Source organism: Comamonas kerstersii (assembly GCF_002056725.1).
GTDB lineage: Bacteria > Pseudomonadota > Gammaproteobacteria > Burkholderiales > Burkholderiaceae_C > Comamonas > Comamonas kerstersii.
The window spans coordinates 1,839,667-1,861,890 of the sequence record NZ_CP020121.1 but is presented as its reverse complement, the minus strand read 5'-3'; the positions used below and the strand labels follow the sequence as shown (position 1 = coordinate 1,861,890).

Sequence of the window (22,224 nt, the reverse complement as noted above, 5' to 3'; positions counted from 1 at the left end):
TCAAATCATTGAAAGATAAGCGCTAGCAGCTCCTTTTTTTGATATTTTCCGCATGAAACGCTCGCTCACGCTGGAATGGCTGCTGATGTCACTGGGCCTGATGGCGCTGGTGTTCTGGCTGTCCGGCCCCCTGCAGTTTCCCCGGGCCAATCTGTGGTTCAAAGACCTGGCGCTGCGGCTGCACAGCCCCGAGCCATCGCCCGATGTGGTCCTGATCGCCGTGGACGAGCGCAGCCTTGCCAGCATTGGCCGCTGGCCCTGGCGCCGCGCCCTGCATGCACACCTGATCGACTTCGTCAGCATGGGCCAACCACGCTCCATTGGACTGGACATTCTGCTGGCCGAAGCCGATCTGGACTACCCCGAAGACGACGCCCTGCTGGCCCACAGCATGGTGCGCAGCGGGCGCGTGGTTCTGCCGCTGGTCAGCAGCGGCAACGCCCAGACCACCAGCCTGCCGCTGCCACTGTTTGCCCAGGCTGCTGCACGGCTGGGCCACGTTCACCTGCCGCTGGACCCGGACGGTGGCGTGCGCAGCTTCTATGCCCGCGAAGGCTTTGCCCAGCACCAGTGGCTGCACCTGGGCCTGTCCATGCTCTGCCTGAGTCAGCCACAGAACCCTGACTGCCGCAGCACTGCCCAGACCGATGCGCCATCTGCCTCCGGCCCATGGCTGCGCAGCCAGCCGATACGCATTGCCTTTGCCAGAGGCGATGCACCTTTCATCACCTACTCCTATATCGACGTGCTGCGGGGCAAGATTCCAGCCAGCGCCTTTCGCAACAAGCATGTGCTGATCGGTGCGACCGCCACCGGCCTTGGTGCCACGGTGCTGCCACCGAGCGGCGCCAGCCCCAGCGCCTTGCACAATGTGGAAATGCTGGCCCACATCGTCAGCGGCGCACTGCAGCAGCAACACGTAAGCACTGCCAGCCCCTGGGCCAACCGCATCTTCAACCTGCTTCCCGTGGCACTGGGACTGGCCGCACTGTCCGTGCTGGGCCCGTCTGCAGCCCTGCTCACCTGTCTGGGGCTGGCACTGCTGACGCTGCTGCTGCACGCTCTGGCCCCCACCCACACCGTATTCAGCCCGGCGGCCGCCTTGCTGGTGCTGCTGCTGGCCTACCCGCTATGGAGCTGGCGCAGGCTCAGTACCGCAGCCCAGTTTCTGAACCAGGAAATGCAGCATCTGCGCGTGCAGGGGCTGAACACAGCGCCTGCCGCTGTGCCGCGGCGAGGCGACTTTCTGCAAGGCCGCATTCTGGCCGTGGAGCAGGCTACGCAGCAGCTGCGCCAGCTGCATGAGTTTGTGACCGACACCCTGCTGCAGCTGCCATCGCCCACCATGGTCTGCAATCGCCAGGGGCAGATCGTGCTGGCCAACAGGGCGGCCCACCGCTATGCCCAGCAGCTGCAGCGTCCGCTGCAGGAGCTGCAGCCCATCGCCGAACTACTGGAGGGGGCGGTAGAACGTGGCAGCCTGCAGCCGCTGTGGAGCAGCGAGCAGCCTCCGCCACTGGACAAGACCATGCAGCGCGAAGGCATAGACCTGCAGCAACGCAGCCTGCTGATGCTGAGCAAGCCGTTTTCCGTGGCTGGTGACACCGGCTGGCTGGTCAGTCTGGTGGACATCAGCGAACTGCGTGCCGCCATGGCCCAGCGCGACCAGGCCCTGCACTTCATCTCACATGATATTCGCGCGCCCATAGGTGCCATCCTCACGGCCATTGAGATGGAGCAGCACTTTGGGCAGGAGGACACCTCTTCCGTCCTCATCGAGCGCATCCAGCGCTACGCACGCAACGGCCTGTCCCTGGCTGACGACTTTGTCTACCTGGCCCGTGCCCAGCACACCACGGCCCAGCGTGTGCCGGCGGAACTGGGGGCCATCATTGACCAGGCACTGGATGACACCTGGGCTGCCGCCAACGCACGCCTGGTCGAGCTGGACTGGATGCCCCAGGAAGAAGAGGCCTGGGTGCTGGGAGACGCCAGCATGCTGCGCCGCGCCTGTGTGAACCTGATCAGCAATGCCATCAAGTACGGCCCTGTGGAAGGCACGGTGTACTGCAGCCTGGCCCAGGATGGCGATGCCTGGTGCATCACCGTGCGCGATGAGGGCGATGGCATCAGCGCCAAAGAGCAGGAACGCCTGTTTGCCCCCTTTACCCGGCAGGCACAGCACGAGGCACAAAAGATCCAGGGCTTTGGCCTGGGCCTGGCCTATGTGCACACCACGGCCCAGCAGCATGGCGGCAGCATCAGCGTGGTCAGCGAAGTCGGCCACGGCGCCAGCTTTATCCTGCGCCTGCCCAAGGCGCCGGTACCAGCACCGCAGCCCAGCTGAGCGCCTCAGGCTGCATTAGCAGCTGGGAAAAACGAAAAAGCCCCAGAACTTTGCAGTTCTGGGGCTTGTCGTTTGGTGCGGCTGGCAGGAATCGAACCCACGACCCCTTGGTTCGTAGCCAAGTACTCTATCCAGCTGAGCTACAGCCGCTGAAGCTATGAATTATAGGCACATTTTTCACATCTTTTTTGAAATTGCGCATTTTTTCCAAAAAATCTCAGTCACTGTATTTACATACAGATTCTTTGCAGCATCAGCCCTGCTACGCCTTAAAATTCAAGCCCTGACTGCTCTTAAAACAGCAGCATTCGCGGCTGGGCTGCATGTTTTATGGCAACGCGCAACAAAAAGTCATCCACTCCTGTCTCCTGGCTGCGCCGCATCTACCAGCGCCTGACCAGCCGCATGGCCTGCTTTGTCTGGGGTGCACTGTTCGGCAATGCCTTGCTGAGTCAGCCCGTAGAGCCGCTGAACCTGCTGCTGGCACCGCCGGAGTACATGCTCAGCAGCTCGGCGCAGGAAGGACTGGCCGCACTGCGCCAGAGCATGCGTGAGCTGGGTACTGCGTTCACCGACGCGGTCTGGGAACGCGTACATGCACATATGCGCCCTGACGACAGCGCTCCCGCGCAAGAGCGCACCGAGCACTGATCCCCAACCGCCGTTCCAACCGCTACCAACAAAAACGCCTGTCACTGGACAGGCGTCTGGTGTGCAGCAACGCCTGGAATCAGGCGGGGGCTTCCGTCTCCTGCAAGTGCTGCAGCTCTTCTTCGCCGCGAATGCGCACATGCATCCAGAAGCCGCGCGCCTCGTCCTGCTTGACCAGGCGGGTATCCAGCTTGACCTTGTGCGGCAGCGGTGTCTCGATGGAGTACAGCGAAGGGGTACGCAGGATGGCTTCCTGCGATGGCATCTTCCAGTACTGCTCGTAGCCCGCGTGGTAGGCCACGGCATCGCACAGGCCTTTGCGCTGCAGGTCCTGCATCATCTTGGGCGTCAGCTCTTCGCCCGTACCTATGCCAAGCTCGGGCACCAGCAGCAGACGCTGTGTGGCGGGCTGCACATGCAGCCAGACCTCGGAGGGGCCATCAAAGCCTTTTTCTTCTACAACAGGTGCTGTTTGATGAGCTTCCACGCCTTCACGCCCCATGAAGCGCCGCTTCTGCCCTTCACTTTCAGCGGCAGCTGCGGAGGCAGAGGCCGGCGCATCTTGGGCACCACTCCCTGACAACGTAGAAATCAATCGATCAAAAATGCTCACTGCGTCTTTTCTTTCTGGTCTACCTGCACCATGCAGATATTCATCACCTTCACCAGCACTGCTGGCAGCCTGCCCCTGCACAGGCAGCAGCCAGACTTTGCAACAGGCATGCAGGCTGTGAAACCGGGTTCAAGCCCGGTATTGTCGCAAAAAGCAGCAAATCACGTTGTTGTCTAGGCGCAGATAAGCTTTCCATTCCCGTCTTTCTTTGCTCCATTGGCACTGCGCCCAGCGTACCGTCATCAGCCCAGCATTCCCCCTTCCAGCGCCAGCACCACAGCCGCTTCAGGCACATGCACCTGCACCCTGCGGCCCACGCGCCAGCCTGTGTGTGCAGCAGCAAACCCCACCCATTGCATGCCGGGTGACAGCTGCACCGCCACTTCATCGCCCAGCGCACCGGGGGTGATGCGTGCAATCTTGCCCTGCCAGCTGTTGCCCTGCGCCAGTGATGCAGTGGCCGCCGTCACTTCTACTGCCGTGGCCTTGCACATGGCCAGCAGCTGCATACCGTTGTACAGACCCAGCAGCTGCGCGCTCTCGGCCGTAATGCGTGCCTGCACGGTCACATCGGCATGCAGCCCCTGCAGATGCACCTGTGCCAGCGGGCCACTCATTGCCAGTTGCTGCACCATGCAGGGCCACTGGTTGCGCATGCTGGTCTGAATGCCCAGGCGCTGCACGGGCAGCCTGGACTGCAGTTGCTGCATCACTGCGCCCTTGGCCTGCGCCAGGGCCTCAGCCGCACGCAGCAATTCCTGGCCTGCCTCGGTCAGTCTGGCCCCGCCGCCACCCGCGCCGCCCACGGACTTTTGCACCACGGGCACGCCGGCCAGATTGCTCAGGGTATCAATGGCCTGCCAGGCGGCCTTGTAGCTCACGCCGACTGCGCGGGCCGCCTGCGAGATGGAGCCACACTCCCCCAGCGCACGCAGCACCTGCAGACGCCGGTCAGACAGGGGGTGACCCAGCGCCTGCAGCAGGGATGAAGATGAATCAGCAGTGTTTGAAGACATGGCCCTATCATGCCGCTATTCACACAAGGAATAACGCTGCGGCTATACTTTCGCTATTCAAAAAAGGAATAGCGCTTATGTTGATCGCTTCTGTTCTGCGCACCAGTCTGCTGGCATCTGCTGTGCTGGCTGCCACAGCACATGCCGACACGGTGTCGGTGGCGGTGGCTTCGAATTTCACAGCCCCCATGCAAAAGATTGCCCAGGAGTTTGCCAGGGACACAGGCCACCAGGCGCAGCTGTCGTTTGGCTCCACCGGCAAGTTCTACGCCCAGATCCACAACGGCGCACCCTTTGGCGTGCTGCTGTCGGCAGATGCGGCCACGCCCGAAAAACTGGCGCGCGAAGGCAAGGCCGATGCTGCCTCGCGCATCACCTATGCCATCGGCAAGCTGGTGCTGTGGAGCAAGGACAGTACTTATGTGGATGAGCAAGGCGAAGTGCTCAAAGCCAACCACTTCCAGCACCTTGCCATTGCCAACCCCAGGCTTGCGCCTTACGGCCTGGCGGCGGAGCAGACATTGCGCAAGCTGGGGCTGCTGGATGCGGTCCAGCCCAAGTTTGTGCAGGGTGAGAACATTGGTCAGACCTACCAGTTCGTTGCCACGGGCAATGCCCAGCTGGGCTTTGTGGCCCTGTCGCAGGTGATGCAAGATGGCCGCATCAGCGCTGGCTCAGGCTGGATCGTGCCTGAAACCATGCATGAGCCGATCCGCCAGGATGCGATTGTGCTGAATCAGGCCAGAGACAACGCAGCCGCCCAGGCACTGATGCGCTACCTGCAGGGCGACAAGGCCCGCGCCATCATCAGCGCTTACGGCTATGGTTTTTGAAGCAGCTAGCGCTTGAATATCAAGCACTTCAAATAGTTTTCATATTGAAGTGCTTGATTCATCAGTGCTAGCAGCTCATTTTTTTAATTCTTCACACGCTGGGCATGCTATCTACCGAAGATTGGGCCGCCATCAGGCTGACACTGGAGCTGGCCACGGTCACCACCGTGCTGCTGCTGGTGCTGTGCACCCCGCTGGCATGGTGGCTGGCACACACGGCTTCACGCTGGAAGGGACCGGTAGGCGCAGTCGTGGCCTTGCCTCTGGTGCTGCCACCCACGGTGATTGGTTTTTATCTGCTGGTCACCATGGGGCCGAATGGCCCGGTCGGGCAGCTCACCGAATGGCTGGGCCTGGGCCGCCTGCCCTTTACTTTTGCGGGGCTGGTGGTCGGCTCGGTGATCTATTCCCTGCCCTTTGCCGTCCAGCCGCTGCAGCGCGCCTTTGAAAACCTGGGGCGGCGGCCGCTGGAAGTGGCGGCCACGCTGGGGGCCAGCAAGCTCGATACTTTTTTCACCGTGGTGCTGCCCATGGCGCGCACCGGCTTTGTCACCGCTGCCGTGCTGAGCTTTGCGCACACCGTGGGCGAGTTTGGCGTGGTGCTCATGATTGGCGGCAACATCCCGGGCGTGACGCGCGTGGTGTCGGTGCAGATCTACGACCACGTGGAAGCCATGGAATACGCCAACGCCCACTGGCTGGCGGGTGGCATGGTGGTCTTCAGCTTTGTGGTGCTGATGCTGCTGCACTGGCTGCAACCCAGCAAGGAGCGCGCATGATCGAAGCCCAACTGGCACTGCAGCGTGCCGACTTCACGCTGGATGTGCATCTGCAGCTGCCCGGCCGAGGCATTACCGCGCTGTTTGGCCCATCGGGCTGCGGCAAGACCACGGTGCTGCGCAGCATGGCCGGGCTGGAACGTGCCCGGGGCCGCGTCACCGTCAACGGCCAGGTCTGGCAGGACGAGGCCACACGCCAGTGGCTGCCCACACACCAGCGTGCGCTGGGCTATGTGTTTCAGGAAGCCAGCCTGTTCCCCCACCTGAGCGTGCACGGCAATCTGGCCTATGGCCTCAAGCGCACCCCGGCAGCCCGCCGCAAGGTGCAGCTGGAGCAGGCGGTGGAGCTGCTGGGCATTGGCCATCTGCTGGAGCGCAGCCCGGCCACGCTCTCTGGCGGTGAACGCCAGCGCGTAGCCATTGCACGGGCGCTGGCTACCAGCCCGCAACTGCTGTTGATGGACGAGCCCCTGTCTGCCCTGGATGCCCAGCGCAAGGCCGAGGTGCTGCCCTATCTGGAAAGTCTGCAAAAAAACCTCGACATGCCCGTGCTCTACGTGAGCCACGCGCAGGACGAAGTCGCGCGGCTGGCCCACCATGTCGTGCTGCTGCGGGCCGGGCGCGCCGTGTTTGCGGGCGACACGGCCAGCGCCATGGCCCAGAGCGAACACCCCATGGCACCGGCGTCGGAAGCTGCCAGCCTGGTGCAAGGCCAGATCACGGCCTATGACGCGCAGGACCACCTGAGCACCGTGCATTTTGACGGTGGCCAGCTCCTGATCAGCGGCGCAGCCAACCGCCGCTTGGGGGACGCCGTACGCCTGCGCGTGCTGGCGCGGGACGTGAGCATTGCGCTGCAGGCACCGCAGGGCAGCAGCATTCTGAACCGCATCCCCGCCACGCTCACGACGCTGCATGAGGACAGCCCCGGCCAGGTCATGCTCAGCCTGCAGGCGGGCAGCACCACGCTACTGGCACGCGTATCAGCACGTTCAGCACGCGAGCTGGGCTTGCACCAAGGCCAGTCTGTGATTGCGCAAATCAAAAGCGTGGCCCTGCTGGATTAAACGCAGCGGCCTATCATCCGCTGTATGACTGATGCCAGCGCCTGCTCTCTTGAAACTCCCGATGTCCCTGCACTGACCCGCTGCGACGTGCGCTTTCACCACGCCGAGCGCGGCGTGCAGGCCGAGCAGCGCGTGCTGGCCAACGAAGTGCCAATTGCCCTGGTGTTCAACGGCATCGCCCATGCGGTGATGATGGGCACGCCACTGGACCTGGAAGACTTTGCCATCGGCTTTGCGCTCAGCGAAGGCATCATCGACAGCGCCGCCGACTGCTATGGCGTGGACGTGCGCCCGGTCTCTGCCACCGCAGCCGGTTTGCCTGTTGGCATGGATGGCATGGAAGTGCAGCTGGAAATTGCTTCGCGCTGCTTCATGCGCCTCAAAGACCACCGCCGCAGCATGAGTGGCCGCACAGGCTGCGGGGTCTGCGGGGTGGAGAGCTTTGCGGCACTCGATCTGACATTCGACGCCCTGCCTGCTCGCGACTGGGTGGCACAGGTGGACCTGCCCACTGTGTTGAAAGCCATAGACCACCTGCCGCCCAAGCAAGTGCTCAATGCCGAAGCCGGCGCCATCCACGCCGCTGGCTGGGCCACGCTGGACGGACAGGTGCACGATGTGATTGAAGACGTGGGCCGCCACAATGCGCTGGACAAGCTGCTGGGCCGCCTGGCACGCACGGGCCGCCTCAGTGAGCCGGGCTTTGTAGTGCTCTCCAGCCGTGGCAGCCATGAGCTGGTGCGCAAATGCGCCAAGCTCGGCATTGCTGCGCTGGCCACCATTTCTGCCCCCACGGCCATGGGCGTGCGCATGGCTGAACTCACTGGCCTGCGCTTCTGGGGCCTGGCGCGCCCACCCAAGGCCACGCTGTATGCCCCAGGTGCTGGCCTGCATCTGGATGCCCCGCAAGCCTGAGCAAGGCACTGCCTGCGTACACATTGCGTAGAATGCGCCGGTCTGTCAGCCCCTGGATGAACACCATGACCCGCTGCTTGCTTGCATCTGTCTTTCTGGCCCCTGTGCTTGCCATGGCTCTGCCTGGCCAGGCACAGACGACGCTGTCCGCAGTGCAGACTGCGCCTTCGACCATTCCCAAGGCCAGCTACCGCAATTTCCCTAGCCATGTGCAATACGGCGTGCTGCGCATTGAGCAGATTCCACGCGCTGAAATCAATGGCAAGCCTGTGCGCACTGCACCGGGCTTCAGGCTCTTCGCTCCTGACAACAAGCTGATATTTGCCCACACCGTGCAGAACGAAGCATTGCGTGTGGCCTATGTCCGGGAAGCCAGCACCCAGTGGCTGCTCACCGCCTGGATTCTCACGCCGGAAGAAGCGGCCAGCGCCTTCAAAAAGCGCTGACAGATACGCCCCCACCCCATTGAACTGCAACGCCACACAGCCTGCTGGCGGCGCTGCGCTCTTTTCCCCTTTTCCCATATGCAGCAGTCCTGCGCGACTGCATGGCACACACGATGAGCAAAAAAGTATTTATCAAGACCTTTGGCTGCCAGATGAACGAGTACGACTCGGACAAGATGGCCGACGTGCTGAACGCCGCCCAGGGCTATGAACCCACGGACAACCCCGACGAGGCCGACCTGATTCTGTTCAACACCTGCTCCGTGCGCGAAAAGGCACAGGAAAAAGTGTTCTCCGACCTGGGCCGCATCAAGCACCTCAAGGAAAAAGGCGTACTCATTGGCGTGGGCGGCTGCGTGGCCAGCCAAGAGGGTGACGAAATCATCAAGCGCGCCCCATTCGTGGACGTGGTGTTTGGCCCCCAGACCCTGCACCGCCTGCCCGAGCTGCTCAACGCACGCCAGAGCAAGGCCAAGCCCCAGGTGGACATCTCCTTCCCCGAGATTGAAAAGTTTGACCACCTGCCCCCCGCACGCGTGGAAGGTGCATCGGCCTTCGTGTCCATCATGGAAGGCTGCTCCAAGTACTGCAGCTACTGCGTGGTGCCCTACACCCGTGGTGAAGAAGTCAGCCGCCCCTTTGAAGACGTGCTGGTGGAAGTGGCCGGTCTGGCCGACCAGGGCGTCAAGGAAGTGACGCTGCTGGGCCAGAACGTGAACGCCTATCAGGGCAAGATGGGCGACACCAGCGAGATCGCCGACTTTGCCCTGCTGCTGGAATACGTGGCGGAAATCCCCGGCATTGAGCGCATTCGCTTCACCACCAGCCATCCCAATGAGTTCACCCCCCGCCTGATCGAGGCCTACGCCAAGATTCCACAGCTGGTGTCCCACCTGCACCTGCCCGTGCAGCACGGCTCGGACAAGATTCTGATGGCCATGAAGCGCGGCTACACCGCTATGGAATACAAGAGCACGGTGCGCAAGCTGCGTGCGATTCGCCCCGATATGGCCATGAGCTCGGACTTCATCGTCGGCTTCCCCGGCGAGACGGAAGAAGACTTCCAGAAGATGATGAAGCTGATCCACGACATCCGCTTTGACAACAGCTTCAGCTTTATCTTCAGCCCCCGCCCCGGCACGCCTGCCGCCAACCTGCAGGACGACACCCCGCACGAGGTGAAGCTGCGCCGTCTGCAGGAGCTGCAGGCTGTGATCAACCAGAACATCAAGGACATCAGCCTGGAGCGCGTGGGCACCGTGCAAAAGCTGCTGGTTGAAGGCTTTAGCAAGCGCGACAAGAGCGAACTCATGGGCCGCACGGAGTGCAACCGCGTGGTGAACTTCCCTGGCAACGAGCGCCTGATTGGTCAGATGGTGGATGTAAAAATCACCGAAGCCATGACCTACACCCTGCGCGGTGAAGTCGCCATCAAGGAATAAGCCACCGACAGTTCAGGCGCTGGCTGTGCATGCAATAAACATAGCTTCCAGCGCTTGTGTAGTAAGCCTCTGAGGCATATTTGACCCACAAAAAAGCCAACCGGAAGGTTGGCTTTTTGCTGTCCACGGCAAGCGCGAATTACTTGGCAAGGCGCGGCTTGCACTGCAGCTGCAGCAGGCGGTGCGTAGCGCTGTCCACATCGCTGCCGGGCTCGCGCAGGGGGCGAATGCGCAGGTCCAGGAAACCGCGCTTGCCGCACAGGGCCTTCAGCGCATCTTCGCACTTGCGCAGGTCGTCATAGCGTGTATCGCAGACCATGGCATGGTCATAGTCAGGTGTGACCACATAGGGCGCACCCTCCTTGGCCATGGGGTCGTTGGCCGTCTGTGTGGCACAGCCCGCCAGAGTGAGAGCAGCCGTGGCTGCCAGCAGCATGTATTTCATGGATGTACTCCTCCAAAGTTGAACGGCATCTTAACGAAGATGCACCGCGGTTCAATCAAACTTCAGCTGGCCGCCTACAGTCTGCCCCACCTGCAGCATCTGCCCGGCGCCCTGCGCCACCACGGCATTCATGCCAAAGGTGATGGCACCATCCAGCCGTGCATCCTGCCGGTACTGGGCGATGGTGTCCCCTACTTCGGGGCTGAAGGTGGCCGTGCGCGGATCAATGTTCGGAATCGGGCAGCGCGAGCAAGGCTTGCCCAGACGAATGGCAACCGGCGCTGCCGCCTGCACCCAGACGGTGTCGATAAAGTCTTCCTCATGCTCAGCCAGCCCGTCGAGCACGATGTTGGCGCGAAAACGCAGGCCATCTACGGCCGCATGCCCCTGCGCCTGCAGTCGGGCGTTGAGCCCTTCAAACGCTGCGCTGGTGGTGACCAGCAAAGGATAGCCATCGGAAAACTGGTTCGGTGCCTCAATGCCCCCCGTCCATTTGAGGTTGGACAGGCGCTGCTGCGCAGGATCGAAGCGCACCAGACGGCAAGCCCGGCCCAGCGCCTGGCTGAACCACTGTGCGGCTGCATCCCCCATATCCCATGCCAGCACCTGGCTCTTCCACACCTGCACCATGCGCTGCGGTGCAGTCTCCATCCAAGGCAACGCCAGTGGCACGGACAGCGTCTCCTGCCCGGCATGTGCCACCAGCAGCTGACCATTGGCCACATCCAGCCGTGGCTGAATCAAGGCCATCTGCGGCACCTCACGCTGGGTGATGAAGCGCCCCTGCGCATCTACCACCATCCAGGCCCGGTCCCACTCCAGCCCGCTGGCCAGCAAGCGTGCCTGCTGCACCGCAATACCAGCACAGGACTTGATCGGAAACACCCACAGCGCGCCTATGGCGCCTGTGACATCGAAATCGGTCTGCAACTCTATCATCTCACCATTGTGCGGCCCCGATAGCAGATTGCCTACAAGCGCCCCCTTCTTGTTTGCAGAGGTCTCTCCGCAGACGGGCTGCCCTGCCTACAATGTGCAACCTATGGCGCAAACCTTTGATGTATGTATTCGCGGGGCTGGCATTGTCGGCCGCACTCTGGCTCTCCTTCTGGCACGAGAGCGGCTGCGTGTTGCTCTGGTGGCAGCACCGCGTGCGGCATCGGCACAGGCCGATGTCAGGGCCTATGCACTCAATGCCAACTCCAGGCAGATGCTCGAGTCTTTGCGTGCCTGGCCGGATGCTTCTTACGCCACTGCGGTACGCCATATGGAAGTGCACGGCGACCAGGACGGCAGCGTGCACTTTGATGCGCAAGTGCAGGACGTAGATGCACTGGCCTGGATTGTGGATGTGCCCGCACTGGAGCAGCGCCTGGCCGAGGCCGTGCGCTACCAGCCCCAGGTCGAGGTGGTGGACGCCCCTGTGGATGCCCCGCTGACCGCCATCTGCGAAGGCCGAGCCAGCGCCACCCGCACTGAGTTCGGCGTGGACTTTGACGTCACCCCCTACGACCAGCATGCGATTGCCACACGCCTGCAGTGCGAACTGCCCCACGGCCAGGTGGCGCGCCAGTGGTTCTCCCCCCAGGGCATTCTGGCGCTGCTGCCGCTCGACGGTGCCGATGGCCGCAGCGTGGCTGTGGTGTGGTCGGTGGCACAGACCGATGCCGCCTACTGGCAAGCCGCTGATGAAGCCGAATTTGTACAGGCCCTGACTGATATCAGCCAGGGCAGCCTGGGCCAGCTGACACTGCAAGGCCCGCGCATGAGCTGGCCGCTGCAGCAGGCCGTGGCCAAACGCTGGTGTGGCCCTGTGCCCGGCAGCAGCGATGCCCGCACCCCCACCAGCTGGGTGCTGGCAGGTGACGCCGCACACACGGTGCACCCTCTGGCCGGACAAGGACTGAACATTGGCCTGGCCGATGTGCAGACGCTCTCGCGCATCCTGCAGGCACGCGGCGAATGGCGCAGCCCCGGTGACCTCAAGCTGCTGCGCCGCTATGAGCGCGAACGCAAGGCAGGTCTGGCTCCGCTGGGTCTGGCCATGGATGGCCTGCAGCAGCTGTTCACCCGTACCGAAGCGCCCTTGCAGACACTGCGTAACTGGGGCATGCGCAACTTTGAACGCAGCGGCCTGCTCAAGGACTGGGCTGCCCGTCAGGCCATGGGGCTCATGCGCTGACCTGCAAAGCTTCTTTCAGGAACCTTTTGCACGCTTCGAGCCCCAACCACCATTTACTTCTTTTTTGCATTGGAATCTTTGCCATGAAATTCTTTGTGACGGCTTTGATGGCGACCGCAGCCTGGGGTTGTGCCATGGCTGCTCAGCCTCAGGACACAATTGCCAAAACCCTGGCAGAGCGTATTCCGCAGCTGCAGACCGTGGACGAAATCACTGCAACCCCCATGAAGGGGCTGTATGAAGTGCGTATTGGCAATGACGTGTTCTATTCCAATGCCACCGGTGACTACCTGATTCAGGGCGAGTTGATTGACACCAAGGCACAGCGCAACCTGACCGAAGACCGTATCAACCAGCTCACAGCCATTGATTTCAAGCAGCTGCCGCTGGAAGACTCCATCAAGATCGTGCGCGGCAATGGCGAGCGCCAAATCGCCGTGTTCGAAGACCCCAACTGCGGCTACTGCAAGCGCTTTGAGCGTGATCTGCAGAATGTGGACAACGTTACCATCCACATGTTCCTCTACCCCATCCTGAGCCGTGACTCCGTCGAGAAGTCGCGCAACATCTGGTGTGCCAAGGACCAGAACCAGGCCTGGCATGACTACATGCTCAAGGACAAGGCCCCCGCTGCCGCCAGCTGTGACATTGATGCCATCCAGCGCAATCTGGCACTGGGCCGCAAGCACAAGATCACTGGCACACCGACCCTGATCTTTGCCGACAACACACGTGTGCCCGGCGCCATTCCCGCGACCGAGGTCGAAAAATACCTCGCCGCAGCGCACAAACAATAAACCCGCAACAGGCTGCCCAGGCAGCCTGTTTTGCTTTCAATACCTCTGTTTTGTTCTGACTTCAGACCTTCATGCCCACACTGACCGCCAGCCTGCACTACCACGTTGAACTGCACCACCTGCATGCCCACCAGTACCGCGTCACGCTGCGCATTGCTACACCTGCCGCGCAACAGCTGGTGTCACTGCCCGTCTGGATTCCCGGCAGCTATCTGGTGCGTGAATTTGCCAAGAACCTGCAGGAGCTGAACGCCCGCCAAAACGGCCAGCCCATTGCCGTGCAGCAACTGAGCAAGCACCAGTGGCAGCTGGACTGCAGCGCAAATGCGCCTGTGGAGCTGAGCTATCTGGTCAATGCCTACGACACTTCCGTGCGTACCGCCTGGCTGGACCAGCGCCGTGGTTTTTTCAACGGCACCAGCCTGCTGCTGCGCGTGCATGGCCAGGAGGCACAACCCCACCAGCTGCGCATCAGCCCATCGGCCCAGGTGCCGGACTGGAAGCTGGCTACCGGCCTGAGCGCTGTGGAGGTCGATGCACAGGGCTTTGGCACCTACACCGCAGGAAACTACGACGAGCTGGTGGACTGCCCCGTAGAGATGGGCAACTTCTGGAGCAGCAGCTTCACCGCACGCGGAGTGCCGCACCGCTTCGTGGTTGCTGGTGCCCCTGCATCCTTTGACGGCGAGCGCCTGCTGCGTGATGCCCAGAAGGTCTGTGAGGCAGAAATCGACTTCTGGGGTGTAGCGCCACACAGCAGCTATGTCTTCATGCTCAATGTCACGCATGATGGCTACGGAGGTCTGGAGCACTGCAATTCCACCGCCCTGATCTGCAGCCGCAGCGATCTGCCGCGCCAGGGCGTGGACAAAGCCAGCGACGGCTACGTACAGCTGCTGGGCCTGATCAGCCACGAGTATTTCCACACCTGGAACGTCAAGCGCCTGCGCCCTGCAGAGCTGGTGCCCTACAACTACGATCAGGAGAACTACACCGAGCTGCTGTGGTTCTTCGAAGGCTTTACCAGCTACTACGACGACCTGCTACTGCGCCGCGCAGGGCTGATCGACAACGCCACCTACCTCAAGCTCATCACCAAGACGCTCAACCAGGTACAGCAGACCCCGGGCCGTAAGGTGCAGTCCGTCGCCCAGTCCAGCTTTGATGCCTGGGTGAAGTATTACCGCCAGGACGAAAATACGGCCAATGCCACGGTGAGCTACTACACCAAGGGCGCACTGGTCGCCATGAGTCTGGACCTGAAGCTGCGCCAGGAAGGTCAGACCACGCTGGACGCCGTGATGCGTGCCCTGTGGCAGCGCTGCCAGGGCAGTGCCATGAGCGAGGCCGATGTGCTGACCGTGCTGCAGGCACTGACTGGCCGCAGCTGGGAAACCGAACTCCAAGCCTGGGTGCACGGCACGCAGGAGCTGCCTGTCACCGAGCTGCTGGCTGCCCACGGCGTAGCCGCAGATGCCGACCAGCCCGTGCCGGCACAGGCGCTGGGCCTGCGTGTTCAGGAGAGCCATAGCGTGCTGATCAAGCAGGTGCTGCGCGGCGGCCTGGCCGAGCAGGCCGGCATGATGGCAGGCGACGAATGGTACGGCATCGAGATCGCAGGCCAGGGCTGGCGTCTGGGCAAGCTCGAAGAGCTGGCCATGTATGCGCCCCAGGGCACGACCTCCATCACGGCGCTGGTCGCACGCGACAGACAGCTGCTGCGTCTGACGCTGCCCCTGCCGCAGGCCAGTGCACCGCTGTCCAATTACAAACTCCGTGTGCAGGACGAAGCGGCTGTGAACCGCTGGCTGTCAGCGTAAACCGTAAGCCAGTCTGCGGGCTTGCTTGGGTATAGTCATGTGCTGGTTTTGCACACACAAGACGACAAGGAGAACAAGCCCATGGCATACGAAACCATCGAAGTCCGCGTGGAGGCGGACAAGGTCGGCATCATCACCCTAAACCGCCCCAAGCAGCTCAATGCGCTGAATGACCAGCTCATGAACGAGCTGGGCGAGGCACTCAAGGCCTTTGATGCCGACGAAAACATTGGCTGCATGATCATCACCGGCAGCGAGCGCGCCTTTGCTGCGGGTGCTGACATCGGTGCCATGGCCAAGTACAGCTTTGCTGATGCCTACAAGGGCGACTACATCACCCGCAACTGGGAAGCCATCCGCAGCATCCGCAAGCCCGTGATTGCAGCTGTCAGCGGTTTTGCACTGGGTGGTGGCTGCGAACTGGCCATGATGTGCGACTTCATCATTGCGGCGGACAACGCCAGATTTGGCCAGCCCGAAATCAAGTTGGGCGTGATTCCCGGCGCTGGTGGCACACAGCGCCTGCCCCGCGCTGTGGGCAAGGCCAAGGCCATGGACATGGCACTGACTGCGCGCATGATGGACGCCACCGAGGCCGAGCGCGCTGGCCTGGTCAGCCGCGTCGTGCCCTACGACAAGATGATGGAAGAAGCCCTTGGTGCAGCCATCACCATCTGTGGCTTCTCGCAGATTGCCGTCATGGCGGCCAAGGAATCGGTCAACCGTGCCTTTGAGGGCAGCCTGAGCGATGGCGTCATGTTCGAGCGCCGCCTGTTCCATGCGCTGTTCGCCACCCAGGACCAGAAGGAAGGCATGGACGCCTTCATCAACAAACGTCCTGCAGTTTTTTCCAACCAGTAAAAAAATTGATATACAATATCGGTCTCTTGGTCGTATAGCTCAGTTGGTTAGAGCGCAGCATTCATAATGCTGATGTCGTAGGTTCAAGTCCCACTACGACCACCAGAGTTAGGTCGTATAGCTCAGTTGGTTAGAGCGCAGCATTCATAATGCTGATGTCGTAGGTTCAAGTCCCACTACGACCACCAAAATTCAAAACCCCGCAGCACGCAAGTGCTACGGGGTTTTTCTTTGGTGCATCAAGGCCTGCACTTCTGCAACTACTGGGACTTTCCGCCATCGAGCTGATTTTTCTCTCCATCACCTTGCGCACTGGTAATGCCCTGTGCCATACCCGACGCTGGGTTGGCTCCGCCCTGGGTTTCTGCTGCCTCGCCCGTACTGGCATCAGGCTGAATCACCTCGATATTGGCCTGTACCACGGTCAAGGGCACGGCAGGCGGCAAGGGCTCACCCAGATCGGGTTTGGACGGCGGCATGACATCATGACTGCGCAGGTACTGATCGGAGCCAAACAGCGGCTGCTTGGGAGGAGGCTGGTCAAAGCGTGAGATTTCAGCCATAGGAAACGCATTACTCTGCGGACTGCCATCACAGCCAGCCAGCAGCAGCAAAGCCGCTGCAGCACCACACAGAGACAGACGAAACGCTGGTTGCACAGACATGGCAATGTCCTCCATCAAAACATGCCGCCATGGTGCGTGACACTTCTGGCTGTGTCTATCAGGCAAAACCTACAGCACACGCAAGCACTGAAACGCGCACGCTCTAGGCAAAAATGCTGCGCGCCTCGGTAAAGCGTTTGGCGAAATATGGGTTGTCCATGCGCACGCGCTGCACGGTGCCGCCCTTGGATGGCGCATGCACAAACTGGCCATTGCCCACAAAAATGCCCATGTGCGAATAGCGCCCGCCCATGGTGTTGAAGAACACAAAGTCTCCGCGCTCCAGCCTGCGGCCTTTGACAGGCACGCTGGACTGCGCCCACTGCGCCGTGGTGCGCGGCAGGCGCCCTTCATGAATGCCACGCACGGCCCACTGGATCAGCCCACTGCAGTCAAAACCGCCTTCAGGCGTATTGCCACCATAGGTATAAGGTGTATTGACCACCAGCATGGCGCGCGCCAGCAGGGCTTCGCGCAAGTCGCCTTGCAGGCGCAAGGGCTGAACCGGTGCCACGCTGCCTCCCCCACCACCACTGCCGCGTGGCGCACTGACTGCACTGCTGCGTGAACTGGAAGCAGAGCGCGGTGCACTGGAGCAGCCAGCCAGCACGACGGCAGCAGCGGCAGCGACCGCCAGCCCCAGCCAGGCCCGGCGCGCCTGCAGTTCAGAAGAAAACGAAGAAGTGGTGGTAGATGCACGCATAGGCCGGATTATGTGCATGTTGTGCGCGCTCACAAAAAGATGAGCTGCCTGTGCTCATCAATGCTTGATTTGAAGGTGATTTATATTTGAAATGCTTATAAATCAAGCGCAGAAAGCTATATTTTTCATAGTTTCAGAACATAAAAAACCGCATGGCCTGAGGCGCATGCGGTGGTTTCATGCACTGCAGCGCAGACTTCAGAACGGCAGCTTGGGCATGCCACCGCCACCCATCATGCCCTTCATGGCTTTCATGCCGCCCATGCGCTTCATCATCTTCATCAGACCGCCGCCCTTCATCTTCTTCATCATGGTCTGCATCTGCTCAAACTCCTTGAGCAGGCGGTTCACGTCCTGCACCTGCACACCTGCGCCGTCGGCAATACGCTTTTTGCGCGTCGCCTTGATGAGGGCGGGGTGCTTGCGCTCCTTGAGCGTCATGGAGCAGATGATGCCCTCCTTGCGGCGGATTTCGCGCTCGGCCTTGTCCATGTCCACCTGACCGGCCTTGGCCGTCAGCTCAGTAGGCAGCTTGTCCATCAGCGTGGACAGCCCGCCCATTTGCTTCATCTGCTGCAGCTGGGCCAGGAAGTCATTCAGGTCAAAGCCGTCACCGCTCTTGAGCTTTTCAGCCATCTTCTGCGCGGCTTCCATGTCCACGCCCTTGGTGACCTGCTCCACCAGCGCCACGATGTCCCCCATACCCAGCACGCGCTGTGCGTGGCGGTTGGCATCGAATACCTCCAGGCCATCGAGCTTTTCGGAAACACCGGCAAACTTGATGGGCGCGCCCGTGATCTGGCGCACGGACAGTGCCGCACCACCGCGCGAGTCACCGTCGAGCTTGGTCAGCACGATACCCGTGAGCGGCAGTGCTTCCTTGAAGGCCTTGGCCGTATTGATCGCGTCCTGACCCTGCATGGCATCGACCACAAACAGGGTTTCCACCGGATTGAGCGTGGCGTGCAGGTCTTTGATTTCCTGCATCAGCACTTCGTCAATCGCCAGACGACCGGCCGTGTCCACCAGCAGCACGTCAAAGTAGTGCTTCTTGGCATAGTCCAGTGCCGCCAGCGCGATATCGCGTGGCTTCTGGTCTGGGGTGGATGGGAACCACTCCGCACCTGCTTGCGCGGTCACGGTTTTGAGCTGCTCAATCGCCGCAGGGCGGTACACGTCACCCGATACGGTCAGCACCTTCTTCTTGCGCTTTTCAATCAGGTGTTTGGCCAGCTTGGCAGTGGTGGTGGTTTTACCCGCACCTTGCAGACCAGCCATCAGGATGATCGCTGGGGGCTGCGCATTCAGATTGATGTCTGCTACGCCTTCGCCCATGGTGGCGGCCAGCTCCGCATTCACAATGCCGACCAGCGCCTGACCGGGCTTGAGGCTGCCCAGTACCTCCTGGCCCAGCGCCTTTTCCTTCACCCGCGCGATGAAGTCACGCACAACGGGCAGGGCCACGTCGGCTTCCAGCAATGCCATGCGCACTTCGCGCAGCATGTCCTGCACATTGGATTCAGTGATGCGGGCCTGGCCACGCATCTCCTTGACGAGTCGCGAGAGTTTGTCGGTAAGTGCGGATGCCATAAGCAGGTGTGTCCGATGAGAGAAGCTGCGCCGATTGCGGCTTGGCCTGTACAGGCCCGGCGCTTGGATCAGGGGGCGGCACTGCTGCCTGCCCGTGCTGCGTGCCGCGTGCAGCCCTGTACAAACGAGGCGTTCATTCTACCTGCTGTGCACATGCTGCGCCCCTTCAACGCCAAGAGCACACAAGCACTGACAAGGCGCAAGGATGGACGGCCGCAGCGCCGCCATGCCACAGGGCAGACCGCTATGATTGCGGACATGGAGTCTTCCACCCATTTTTTTGCAGGCACACCGGTCTGGACCTTGGCGCTGGCCCTGGCTGCCATCGTGGCCTATCTCATTCCCGCCTTGGGCGCGCATCGGCTCAGCGATGCACGCATTCGCCTGGCCATGCGCGCTGCATGGTTCCTGCATCTGCTGACGCTGGCCGATGGTCTGCTGGCCGAGCCCGCACGCTTTGGTTTTGCGCCTGCCCTATCCATGACGGCATGGCTGATGCTGACCGTCTATGCCATCGAGCAGCAGCTCTACCCCAAGATGCGCGTGGTGGGCGTGCTGTCCATGCTGGGGGCACTGGCCGTACTGCTGGCACAGCTGTTTCCGGGCAAGCCCATGGCCGTCTCGGCATCGGCATGGCTGCCGCTGCACCTGGCGCTGGGTATTGCCTCTTACGGCCTGTGTGCGGCAGCCGTGGTGCATGCCGGACTGATGTCACGCGCAGAGCGCCGCATGCGCAGCGCCAGCCAGGAGGAAAACGGCATGCCGCTGCTGATGCTCGAGCGCCTGACTTTCCGCTTTGTCACCGCCAGCTTTGTGCTGCTGACGGCCACCTTGCTCGCCGGCTGGTTCTTTGGCGAAGTCCTCTATGGCCGCGCCTGGCACTGGGACCATAAAACCGTGTTCTCGCTGCTGGCCTGGTTTGCCTTTGCGGGCCTGCTGATTGCACGCTCACGCTTTGGTCTGCGTGGCCGCCATGCCGTGCACCTGATCTATGCAGGTGCAGCTCTGCTGCTGCTGGCTTATGCAGGTTCCCGTTTTGTGCTCGAAGTGGTGTTGCTGGGTCGTCATCTATGAAGTATTTGCTCGTCGCCCTGGTCGTCATGATTGCCATTGGCATCTGGCGCAACAACCGCCGCAAGGAAGAGGATGTACCACCACCACGCCGCAGCAAGCAGCGCCAGGTGGAGCAGATGGTGACCTGCGCACACTGTGGCCTGCACCTGCCAGCCAGCGATGCCGTCGCCAGCAAGGATCAGCTGCACTACTGCTGCAGCGAGCACCGCCGCCTCGGTCCCCACTAGAGATCCACTCCATGCTCCCTGCCTGACGTGACCACACTTCCCCATCACAGTGCACGCCGGCTCTGGCAGGCCTTTCTTTCGATCCGCATTCTGGTGGCAGTGTTCTTTATTGCACTGCTGGCCACACAGACCTGGAAGTCCAACGGGCTGCAGCCCAACTCCTACTGGCTGTGGCTGTGCCTGGGCTGCTATCTGCTGGTTGCATTCTTTGGCTGGGTGCTGCTGCACAACAAGACACCGGACAAGTTCTGGCACCAGCCATGGCTGCTGCTACTGGCTTCTGACGTCTTTGTCGTCTGTTTTCTGCAGGAAGCACAGACCGGCAAGATGCAGTTCACACCATTGCTGGCGCTGCCGATTCTCACGGTCTCCGTGCTTGGCACCATGCGACTGGCGCTGGCCACCACAGCCAGCATCACCTTGATTTTGCTCGGCATCGATGTGGTCCACGCCTGGTACGGCCACCCCATTCCCAGTGACGACTTTGTGCAGACCGCACTGGTGTGCGTCGTGTTCTTTGTGGTGGCCTACCTGACGCACCAGCTGTCACTACGCCTGGCACAGCAGGAACTGCAGGCCCAGCAGCACCGGCAGGCAGCGCGCATGCAGGCGCTGGTCAACAGCCTGATCATTGATCACCTGTCCGAAGGCGTGGTTGTGGTCGGCCAGGACTATCAGGTACGCATGACCAACCCAGCAGCCTGCGAGCTGCTGGGCCTGCCCCAGCCTCTGGGCCTGTACGACCTGCACCATCCAGACTGGCAGGCGCTGCGGGACCTGGTCGACCAGACCTATGCCAGCGGTCAGCCTCAGTGCCAGCAGCTGCAGATCATGACCCTGAACCAGAGCAGCGCAGGGCTGCATGTACGCACCTGTCTGGCCTCGCACCAGGAGCAGGATGCCGCCGCGGCACTGGCCCACAAGCTGGCTGAGCAACAGCCCACCGACACCTGGCTGTGCGTGATGTTTCTGCATGATCTGCGCGAAGAAGAAGCACGTATCCGCACCGAAAAAATGGCGGCCATGGGGCGCATGTCTGCCGCTGTGGCCCATGAAATCCGCAACCCGCTGGCTGCCATCATGCAGGCCAATGCCCTGCTGGCAGAAGACCTCAGCCACCCGGCCCAGCAACGTCTGAGCCAGATGGTGGAGCAGAACGCCCAGCGCCTGGCACGCATTGCCGAAGATGTGCTGGACATTGCCCGTGCACAGCAGCAGCAGCTCTCACACGGTGAGGCACGCCTGCTGCCACTGGATGCAGAGCTGCAGCACATCTGGCACGAATGGCGTGCGCAGAACGCCACCGTGCAGCAAGGCTGCTTCCAGCCTGACTGCGCGCACATGCATATTGCGTTTGACAGCGAACACCTGCGCCGCATCGTCATCAATCTGCTGGACAATGCCGCGCGCCACTGCCAGGGCTGCCATGAAGATGCGCTGCAACTGCTGTCGGGCGTCGACGCGCAGCAGCAGGCCTGGTTGCAAGTATGGAATGAAGGCCCGCCGCTGGAAGCTTCTGTGCACAAGCACCTGTTCGAGCCATTTTTCTCTTCCCAAAGCCGCTCTACAGGGCTTGGCCTTTATATCTGCCGTGAACTCTGCCAGCGTCATGGGGCCACCATCGAGTACTCGCGCTGCGAACGCTGGACCGCACGCGGCATGCAGATGGGCCATGCCTTCACCGTGCGTTTTCGCAGCCAGCAGCTGCCATCCAGCCCTTCCTTGTTCTAGCCAATTGTGATCTGATCACG

General features: G+C 61.6%; 22 protein-coding genes and 3 tRNA genes. 17 read left to right on the top strand and 8 right to left on the bottom strand.

What is annotated here, in order from left to right; translation table 11 throughout:
* The first annotated feature begins 52 nt into the window (after nt 1-52).
* Entirely contained in the window at nt 53-2,347 is a 2,295-nt protein-coding gene (locus B5M06_RS08695) for a CHASE2 domain-containing protein (protein ID WP_054065075.1), read from the top strand.
* A gap of 73 nt (nt 2,348-2,420) precedes the next feature.
* Here the strand turns inward: B5M06_RS08695 and B5M06_RS08690 are convergent.
* Nucleotides 2,421-2,497, bottom strand: a tRNA-Arg gene (locus tag B5M06_RS08690).
* Between the two features lie 180 nt (nt 2,498-2,677).
* Here B5M06_RS08690 and B5M06_RS08685 point away from each other — a divergent pair.
* Nucleotides 2,678-2,998, top strand: coding sequence for a hypothetical protein (locus tag B5M06_RS08685; RefSeq protein ID WP_054065074.1), 321 nt, complete (start codon nt 2,678-2,680; stop codon nt 2,996-2,998).
* Between the two features lie 79 nt (nt 2,999-3,077).
* Here B5M06_RS08685 and B5M06_RS08680 read toward each other — a convergent pair whose 3' ends face one another.
* Both B5M06_RS08680 and B5M06_RS08675 read right to left on the bottom strand, forming a co-directional pair.
* On the bottom strand, nt 3,078-3,485 hold the full coding sequence (locus B5M06_RS08680) for a hypothetical protein (RefSeq protein ID WP_133936506.1): 408 nt from the start codon (nt 3,483-3,485) through the stop codon (nt 3,078-3,080).
* Between the two features lie 368 nt (nt 3,486-3,853).
* Nucleotides 3,854-4,627, bottom strand: coding sequence for a LysR family transcriptional regulator (locus B5M06_RS08675; RefSeq protein ID WP_054065072.1), 774 nt, complete (start codon nt 4,625-4,627; stop codon nt 3,854-3,856).
* Nucleotides 4,628-4,704: 77 nt separating this feature from the next.
* Here B5M06_RS08675 and modA point away from each other — a divergent pair, with 77 nt between their 5' ends.
* The 6 genes from modA (at nt 4,705) to miaB (ending at nt 10,109) form a co-directional block, all read left to right on the top strand.
* Nucleotides 4,705-5,460, top strand: a complete 756-nt coding sequence (gene modA, locus B5M06_RS08670; protein WP_054065071.1) for a molybdate ABC transporter substrate-binding protein — start codon at nt 4,705-4,707, stop codon at nt 5,458-5,460.
* A gap of 104 nt (nt 5,461-5,564) precedes the next feature.
* Complete coding sequence (modB, locus tag B5M06_RS08665) at nt 5,565-6,239, top strand: molybdate ABC transporter permease subunit (RefSeq protein WP_054065070.1); 675 nt, start codon at nt 5,565-5,567, stop codon at nt 6,237-6,239.
* A complete protein-coding gene (modC, locus tag B5M06_RS08660) occupies nt 6,236-7,306 on the top strand; it encodes a molybdenum ABC transporter ATP-binding protein (protein WP_054065069.1) in 1,071 nt (356 codons plus the stop codon). Before modB ends, modC begins: the two co-directional genes overlap by 4 nt.
* 24 nt (nt 7,307-7,330) lie before the next feature.
* The gene (gene fdhD / locus B5M06_RS08655; protein WP_054065068.1) at nt 7,331-8,221 is read left to right on the top strand and encodes a formate dehydrogenase accessory sulfurtransferase FdhD; all 891 of its coding nucleotides are present in this window, start codon (nt 7,331-7,333) and stop codon (nt 8,219-8,221) included.
* 65 nt (nt 8,222-8,286) lie between these two features.
* A complete protein-coding gene (locus tag B5M06_RS08650; RefSeq protein WP_054065117.1) occupies nt 8,287-8,667 on the top strand; it encodes a hypothetical protein in 381 nt (126 codons plus the stop codon).
* Between the two features lie 113 nt (nt 8,668-8,780).
* Nucleotides 8,781-10,109 carry a tRNA (N6-isopentenyl adenosine(37)-C2)-methylthiotransferase MiaB gene (gene miaB, locus B5M06_RS08645; RefSeq protein WP_054065116.1) on the top strand — a complete coding sequence of 443 codons (1,329 nt, stop codon included), beginning with the start codon at nt 8,781-8,783 and terminating at the stop codon, nt 10,107-10,109.
* Between the two features lie 139 nt (nt 10,110-10,248).
* Here miaB and B5M06_RS08640 read toward each other — a convergent pair whose 3' ends face one another.
* Nucleotides 10,249-10,554: a hypothetical protein gene (locus B5M06_RS08640; RefSeq protein WP_054065067.1), complete on the bottom strand. Its 306-nt coding sequence runs from the start codon at nt 10,552-10,554 to the stop codon at nt 10,249-10,251.
* 51 nt (nt 10,555-10,605) lie between these two features.
* On the bottom strand, nt 10,606-11,493 hold the full coding sequence (locus B5M06_RS08635; RefSeq protein ID WP_054065066.1) for an MOSC domain-containing protein: 888 nt from the start codon (nt 11,491-11,493) through the stop codon (nt 10,606-10,608).
* 103 nt (nt 11,494-11,596) lie between these two features.
* On the opposite strand from B5M06_RS08635, the gene B5M06_RS08630 reads away from it, so the two are divergent.
* From B5M06_RS08630 to B5M06_RS08605, 6 genes are all read left to right on the top strand, one after another.
* Nucleotides 11,597-12,736, top strand: a complete 1,140-nt coding sequence (locus B5M06_RS08630; RefSeq protein ID WP_054065115.1) for an FAD-dependent monooxygenase — start codon at nt 11,597-11,599, stop codon at nt 12,734-12,736.
* An 83-nt stretch (nt 12,737-12,819) separates the two neighbouring features.
* A complete protein-coding gene (locus B5M06_RS08625) occupies nt 12,820-13,533 on the top strand; it encodes a DsbC family protein (RefSeq protein WP_054065065.1) in 714 nt (237 codons plus the stop codon).
* Between the two features lie 71 nt (nt 13,534-13,604).
* The gene (locus B5M06_RS08620; RefSeq protein ID WP_054065064.1) at nt 13,605-15,353 is read left to right on the top strand and encodes a M61 family metallopeptidase; all 1,749 of its coding nucleotides are present in this window, start codon (nt 13,605-13,607) and stop codon (nt 15,351-15,353) included.
* An 81-nt stretch (nt 15,354-15,434) separates the two neighbouring features.
* Entirely contained in the window at nt 15,435-16,214 is a 780-nt protein-coding gene (locus tag B5M06_RS08615; RefSeq protein ID WP_054065114.1) for an enoyl-CoA hydratase, read from the top strand.
* A 28-nt stretch (nt 16,215-16,242) separates the two neighbouring features.
* Nucleotides 16,243-16,319: transfer RNA gene (locus B5M06_RS08610), tRNA-Met, on the top strand.
* 6 nt (nt 16,320-16,325) lie between these two features.
* Nucleotides 16,326-16,402: transfer RNA gene (locus B5M06_RS08605), tRNA-Met, on the top strand.
* A 72-nt stretch (nt 16,403-16,474) separates the two neighbouring features.
* On the opposite strand, the gene B5M06_RS08600 is transcribed toward B5M06_RS08605, so the two are convergent.
* From B5M06_RS08600 to ffh, 3 genes are all read right to left on the bottom strand, one after another.
* A complete protein-coding gene (locus B5M06_RS08600) occupies nt 16,475-16,879 on the bottom strand; it encodes a hypothetical protein (RefSeq protein ID WP_133936507.1) in 405 nt (134 codons plus the stop codon).
* Nucleotides 16,880-16,982: 103 nt separating this feature from the next.
* Nucleotides 16,983-17,582, bottom strand: coding sequence for a C40 family peptidase (locus B5M06_RS08595; RefSeq protein ID WP_054065062.1), 600 nt, complete (start codon nt 17,580-17,582; stop codon nt 16,983-16,985).
* A gap of 198 nt (nt 17,583-17,780) precedes the next feature.
* Complete coding sequence (ffh, locus tag B5M06_RS08590; RefSeq protein ID WP_054065061.1) at nt 17,781-19,172, bottom strand: signal recognition particle protein; 1,392 nt, start codon at nt 19,170-19,172, stop codon at nt 17,781-17,783.
* A gap of 258 nt (nt 19,173-19,430) precedes the next feature.
* Here ffh and B5M06_RS08585 point away from each other — a divergent pair, with 258 nt between their 5' ends.
* The 3 genes from B5M06_RS08585 to B5M06_RS08575 are packed head-to-tail and all read left to right on the top strand — an operon-like array spanning nt 19,431 to nt 22,204.
* Nucleotides 19,431-20,246, top strand: coding sequence for a cytochrome C assembly family protein (locus B5M06_RS08585; RefSeq protein WP_054065113.1), 816 nt, complete (start codon nt 19,431-19,433; stop codon nt 20,244-20,246).
* Nucleotides 20,243-20,473: a PP0621 family protein gene (locus tag B5M06_RS08580; protein WP_054065060.1), complete on the top strand. Its 231-nt coding sequence runs from the start codon at nt 20,243-20,245 to the stop codon at nt 20,471-20,473. The genes B5M06_RS08585 and B5M06_RS08580 overlap by 4 nt, the downstream gene beginning before the upstream one ends.
* Before the next feature lie 27 nt (nt 20,474-20,500).
* A complete protein-coding gene (locus B5M06_RS08575) occupies nt 20,501-22,204 on the top strand; it encodes a sensor histidine kinase (RefSeq protein WP_240183896.1) in 1,704 nt (567 codons plus the stop codon).
* The last annotated feature ends 20 nt before the right edge of the window (nt 22,205-22,224 follow it).

Coding starts and splice junctions, on each gene's coding strand:
- B5M06_RS08695 (WP_054065075.1), top strand. CDS start 53: ATGAAACGCTCGCTCACGCTGGAATGGCTGCTGATGTCACTGGGCCTG.
- B5M06_RS08685 (WP_054065074.1), top strand. CDS start 2,678: ATGGCAACGCGCAACAAAAAGTCATCCACTCCTGTCTCCTGGCTGCGC.
- B5M06_RS08675 (WP_054065072.1), bottom strand. CDS start 4,627: ATGTCTTCAAACACTGCTGATTCATCTTCATCCCTGCTGCAGGCGCTG.
- modA (WP_054065071.1), top strand. CDS start 4,705: ATGTTGATCGCTTCTGTTCTGCGCACCAGTCTGCTGGCATCTGCTGTG.
- modB (WP_054065070.1), top strand. CDS start 5,565: ATGCTATCTACCGAAGATTGGGCCGCCATCAGGCTGACACTGGAGCTG.
- modC (WP_054065069.1), top strand. CDS start 6,236: ATGATCGAAGCCCAACTGGCACTGCAGCGTGCCGACTTCACGCTGGAT.
- fdhD (WP_054065068.1), top strand. CDS start 7,331: ATGACTGATGCCAGCGCCTGCTCTCTTGAAACTCCCGATGTCCCTGCA.
- B5M06_RS08650 (WP_054065117.1), top strand. CDS start 8,287: ATGACCCGCTGCTTGCTTGCATCTGTCTTTCTGGCCCCTGTGCTTGCC.
- miaB (WP_054065116.1), top strand. CDS start 8,781: ATGAGCAAAAAAGTATTTATCAAGACCTTTGGCTGCCAGATGAACGAG.
- B5M06_RS08640 (WP_054065067.1), bottom strand. CDS start 10,554: ATGAAATACATGCTGCTGGCAGCCACGGCTGCTCTCACTCTGGCGGGC.
- B5M06_RS08635 (WP_054065066.1), bottom strand. CDS start 11,493: ATGATAGAGTTGCAGACCGATTTCGATGTCACAGGCGCCATAGGCGCG.
- B5M06_RS08630 (WP_054065115.1), top strand. CDS start 11,597: ATGGCGCAAACCTTTGATGTATGTATTCGCGGGGCTGGCATTGTCGGC.
- B5M06_RS08625 (WP_054065065.1), top strand. CDS start 12,820: ATGAAATTCTTTGTGACGGCTTTGATGGCGACCGCAGCCTGGGGTTGT.
- B5M06_RS08620 (WP_054065064.1), top strand. CDS start 13,605: ATGCCCACACTGACCGCCAGCCTGCACTACCACGTTGAACTGCACCAC.
- B5M06_RS08615 (WP_054065114.1), top strand. CDS start 15,435: ATGGCATACGAAACCATCGAAGTCCGCGTGGAGGCGGACAAGGTCGGC.
- B5M06_RS08600 (WP_133936507.1), bottom strand. CDS start 16,879: ATGTCTGTGCAACCAGCGTTTCGTCTGTCTCTGTGTGGTGCTGCAGCG.
- B5M06_RS08595 (WP_054065062.1), bottom strand. CDS start 17,582: ATGCGTGCATCTACCACCACTTCTTCGTTTTCTTCTGAACTGCAGGCG.
- ffh (WP_054065061.1), bottom strand. CDS start 19,172: ATGGCATCCGCACTTACCGACAAACTCTCGCGACTCGTCAAGGAGATG.
- B5M06_RS08585 (WP_054065113.1), top strand. CDS start 19,431: ATGGAGTCTTCCACCCATTTTTTTGCAGGCACACCGGTCTGGACCTTG.
- B5M06_RS08580 (WP_054065060.1), top strand. CDS start 20,243: ATGAAGTATTTGCTCGTCGCCCTGGTCGTCATGATTGCCATTGGCATC.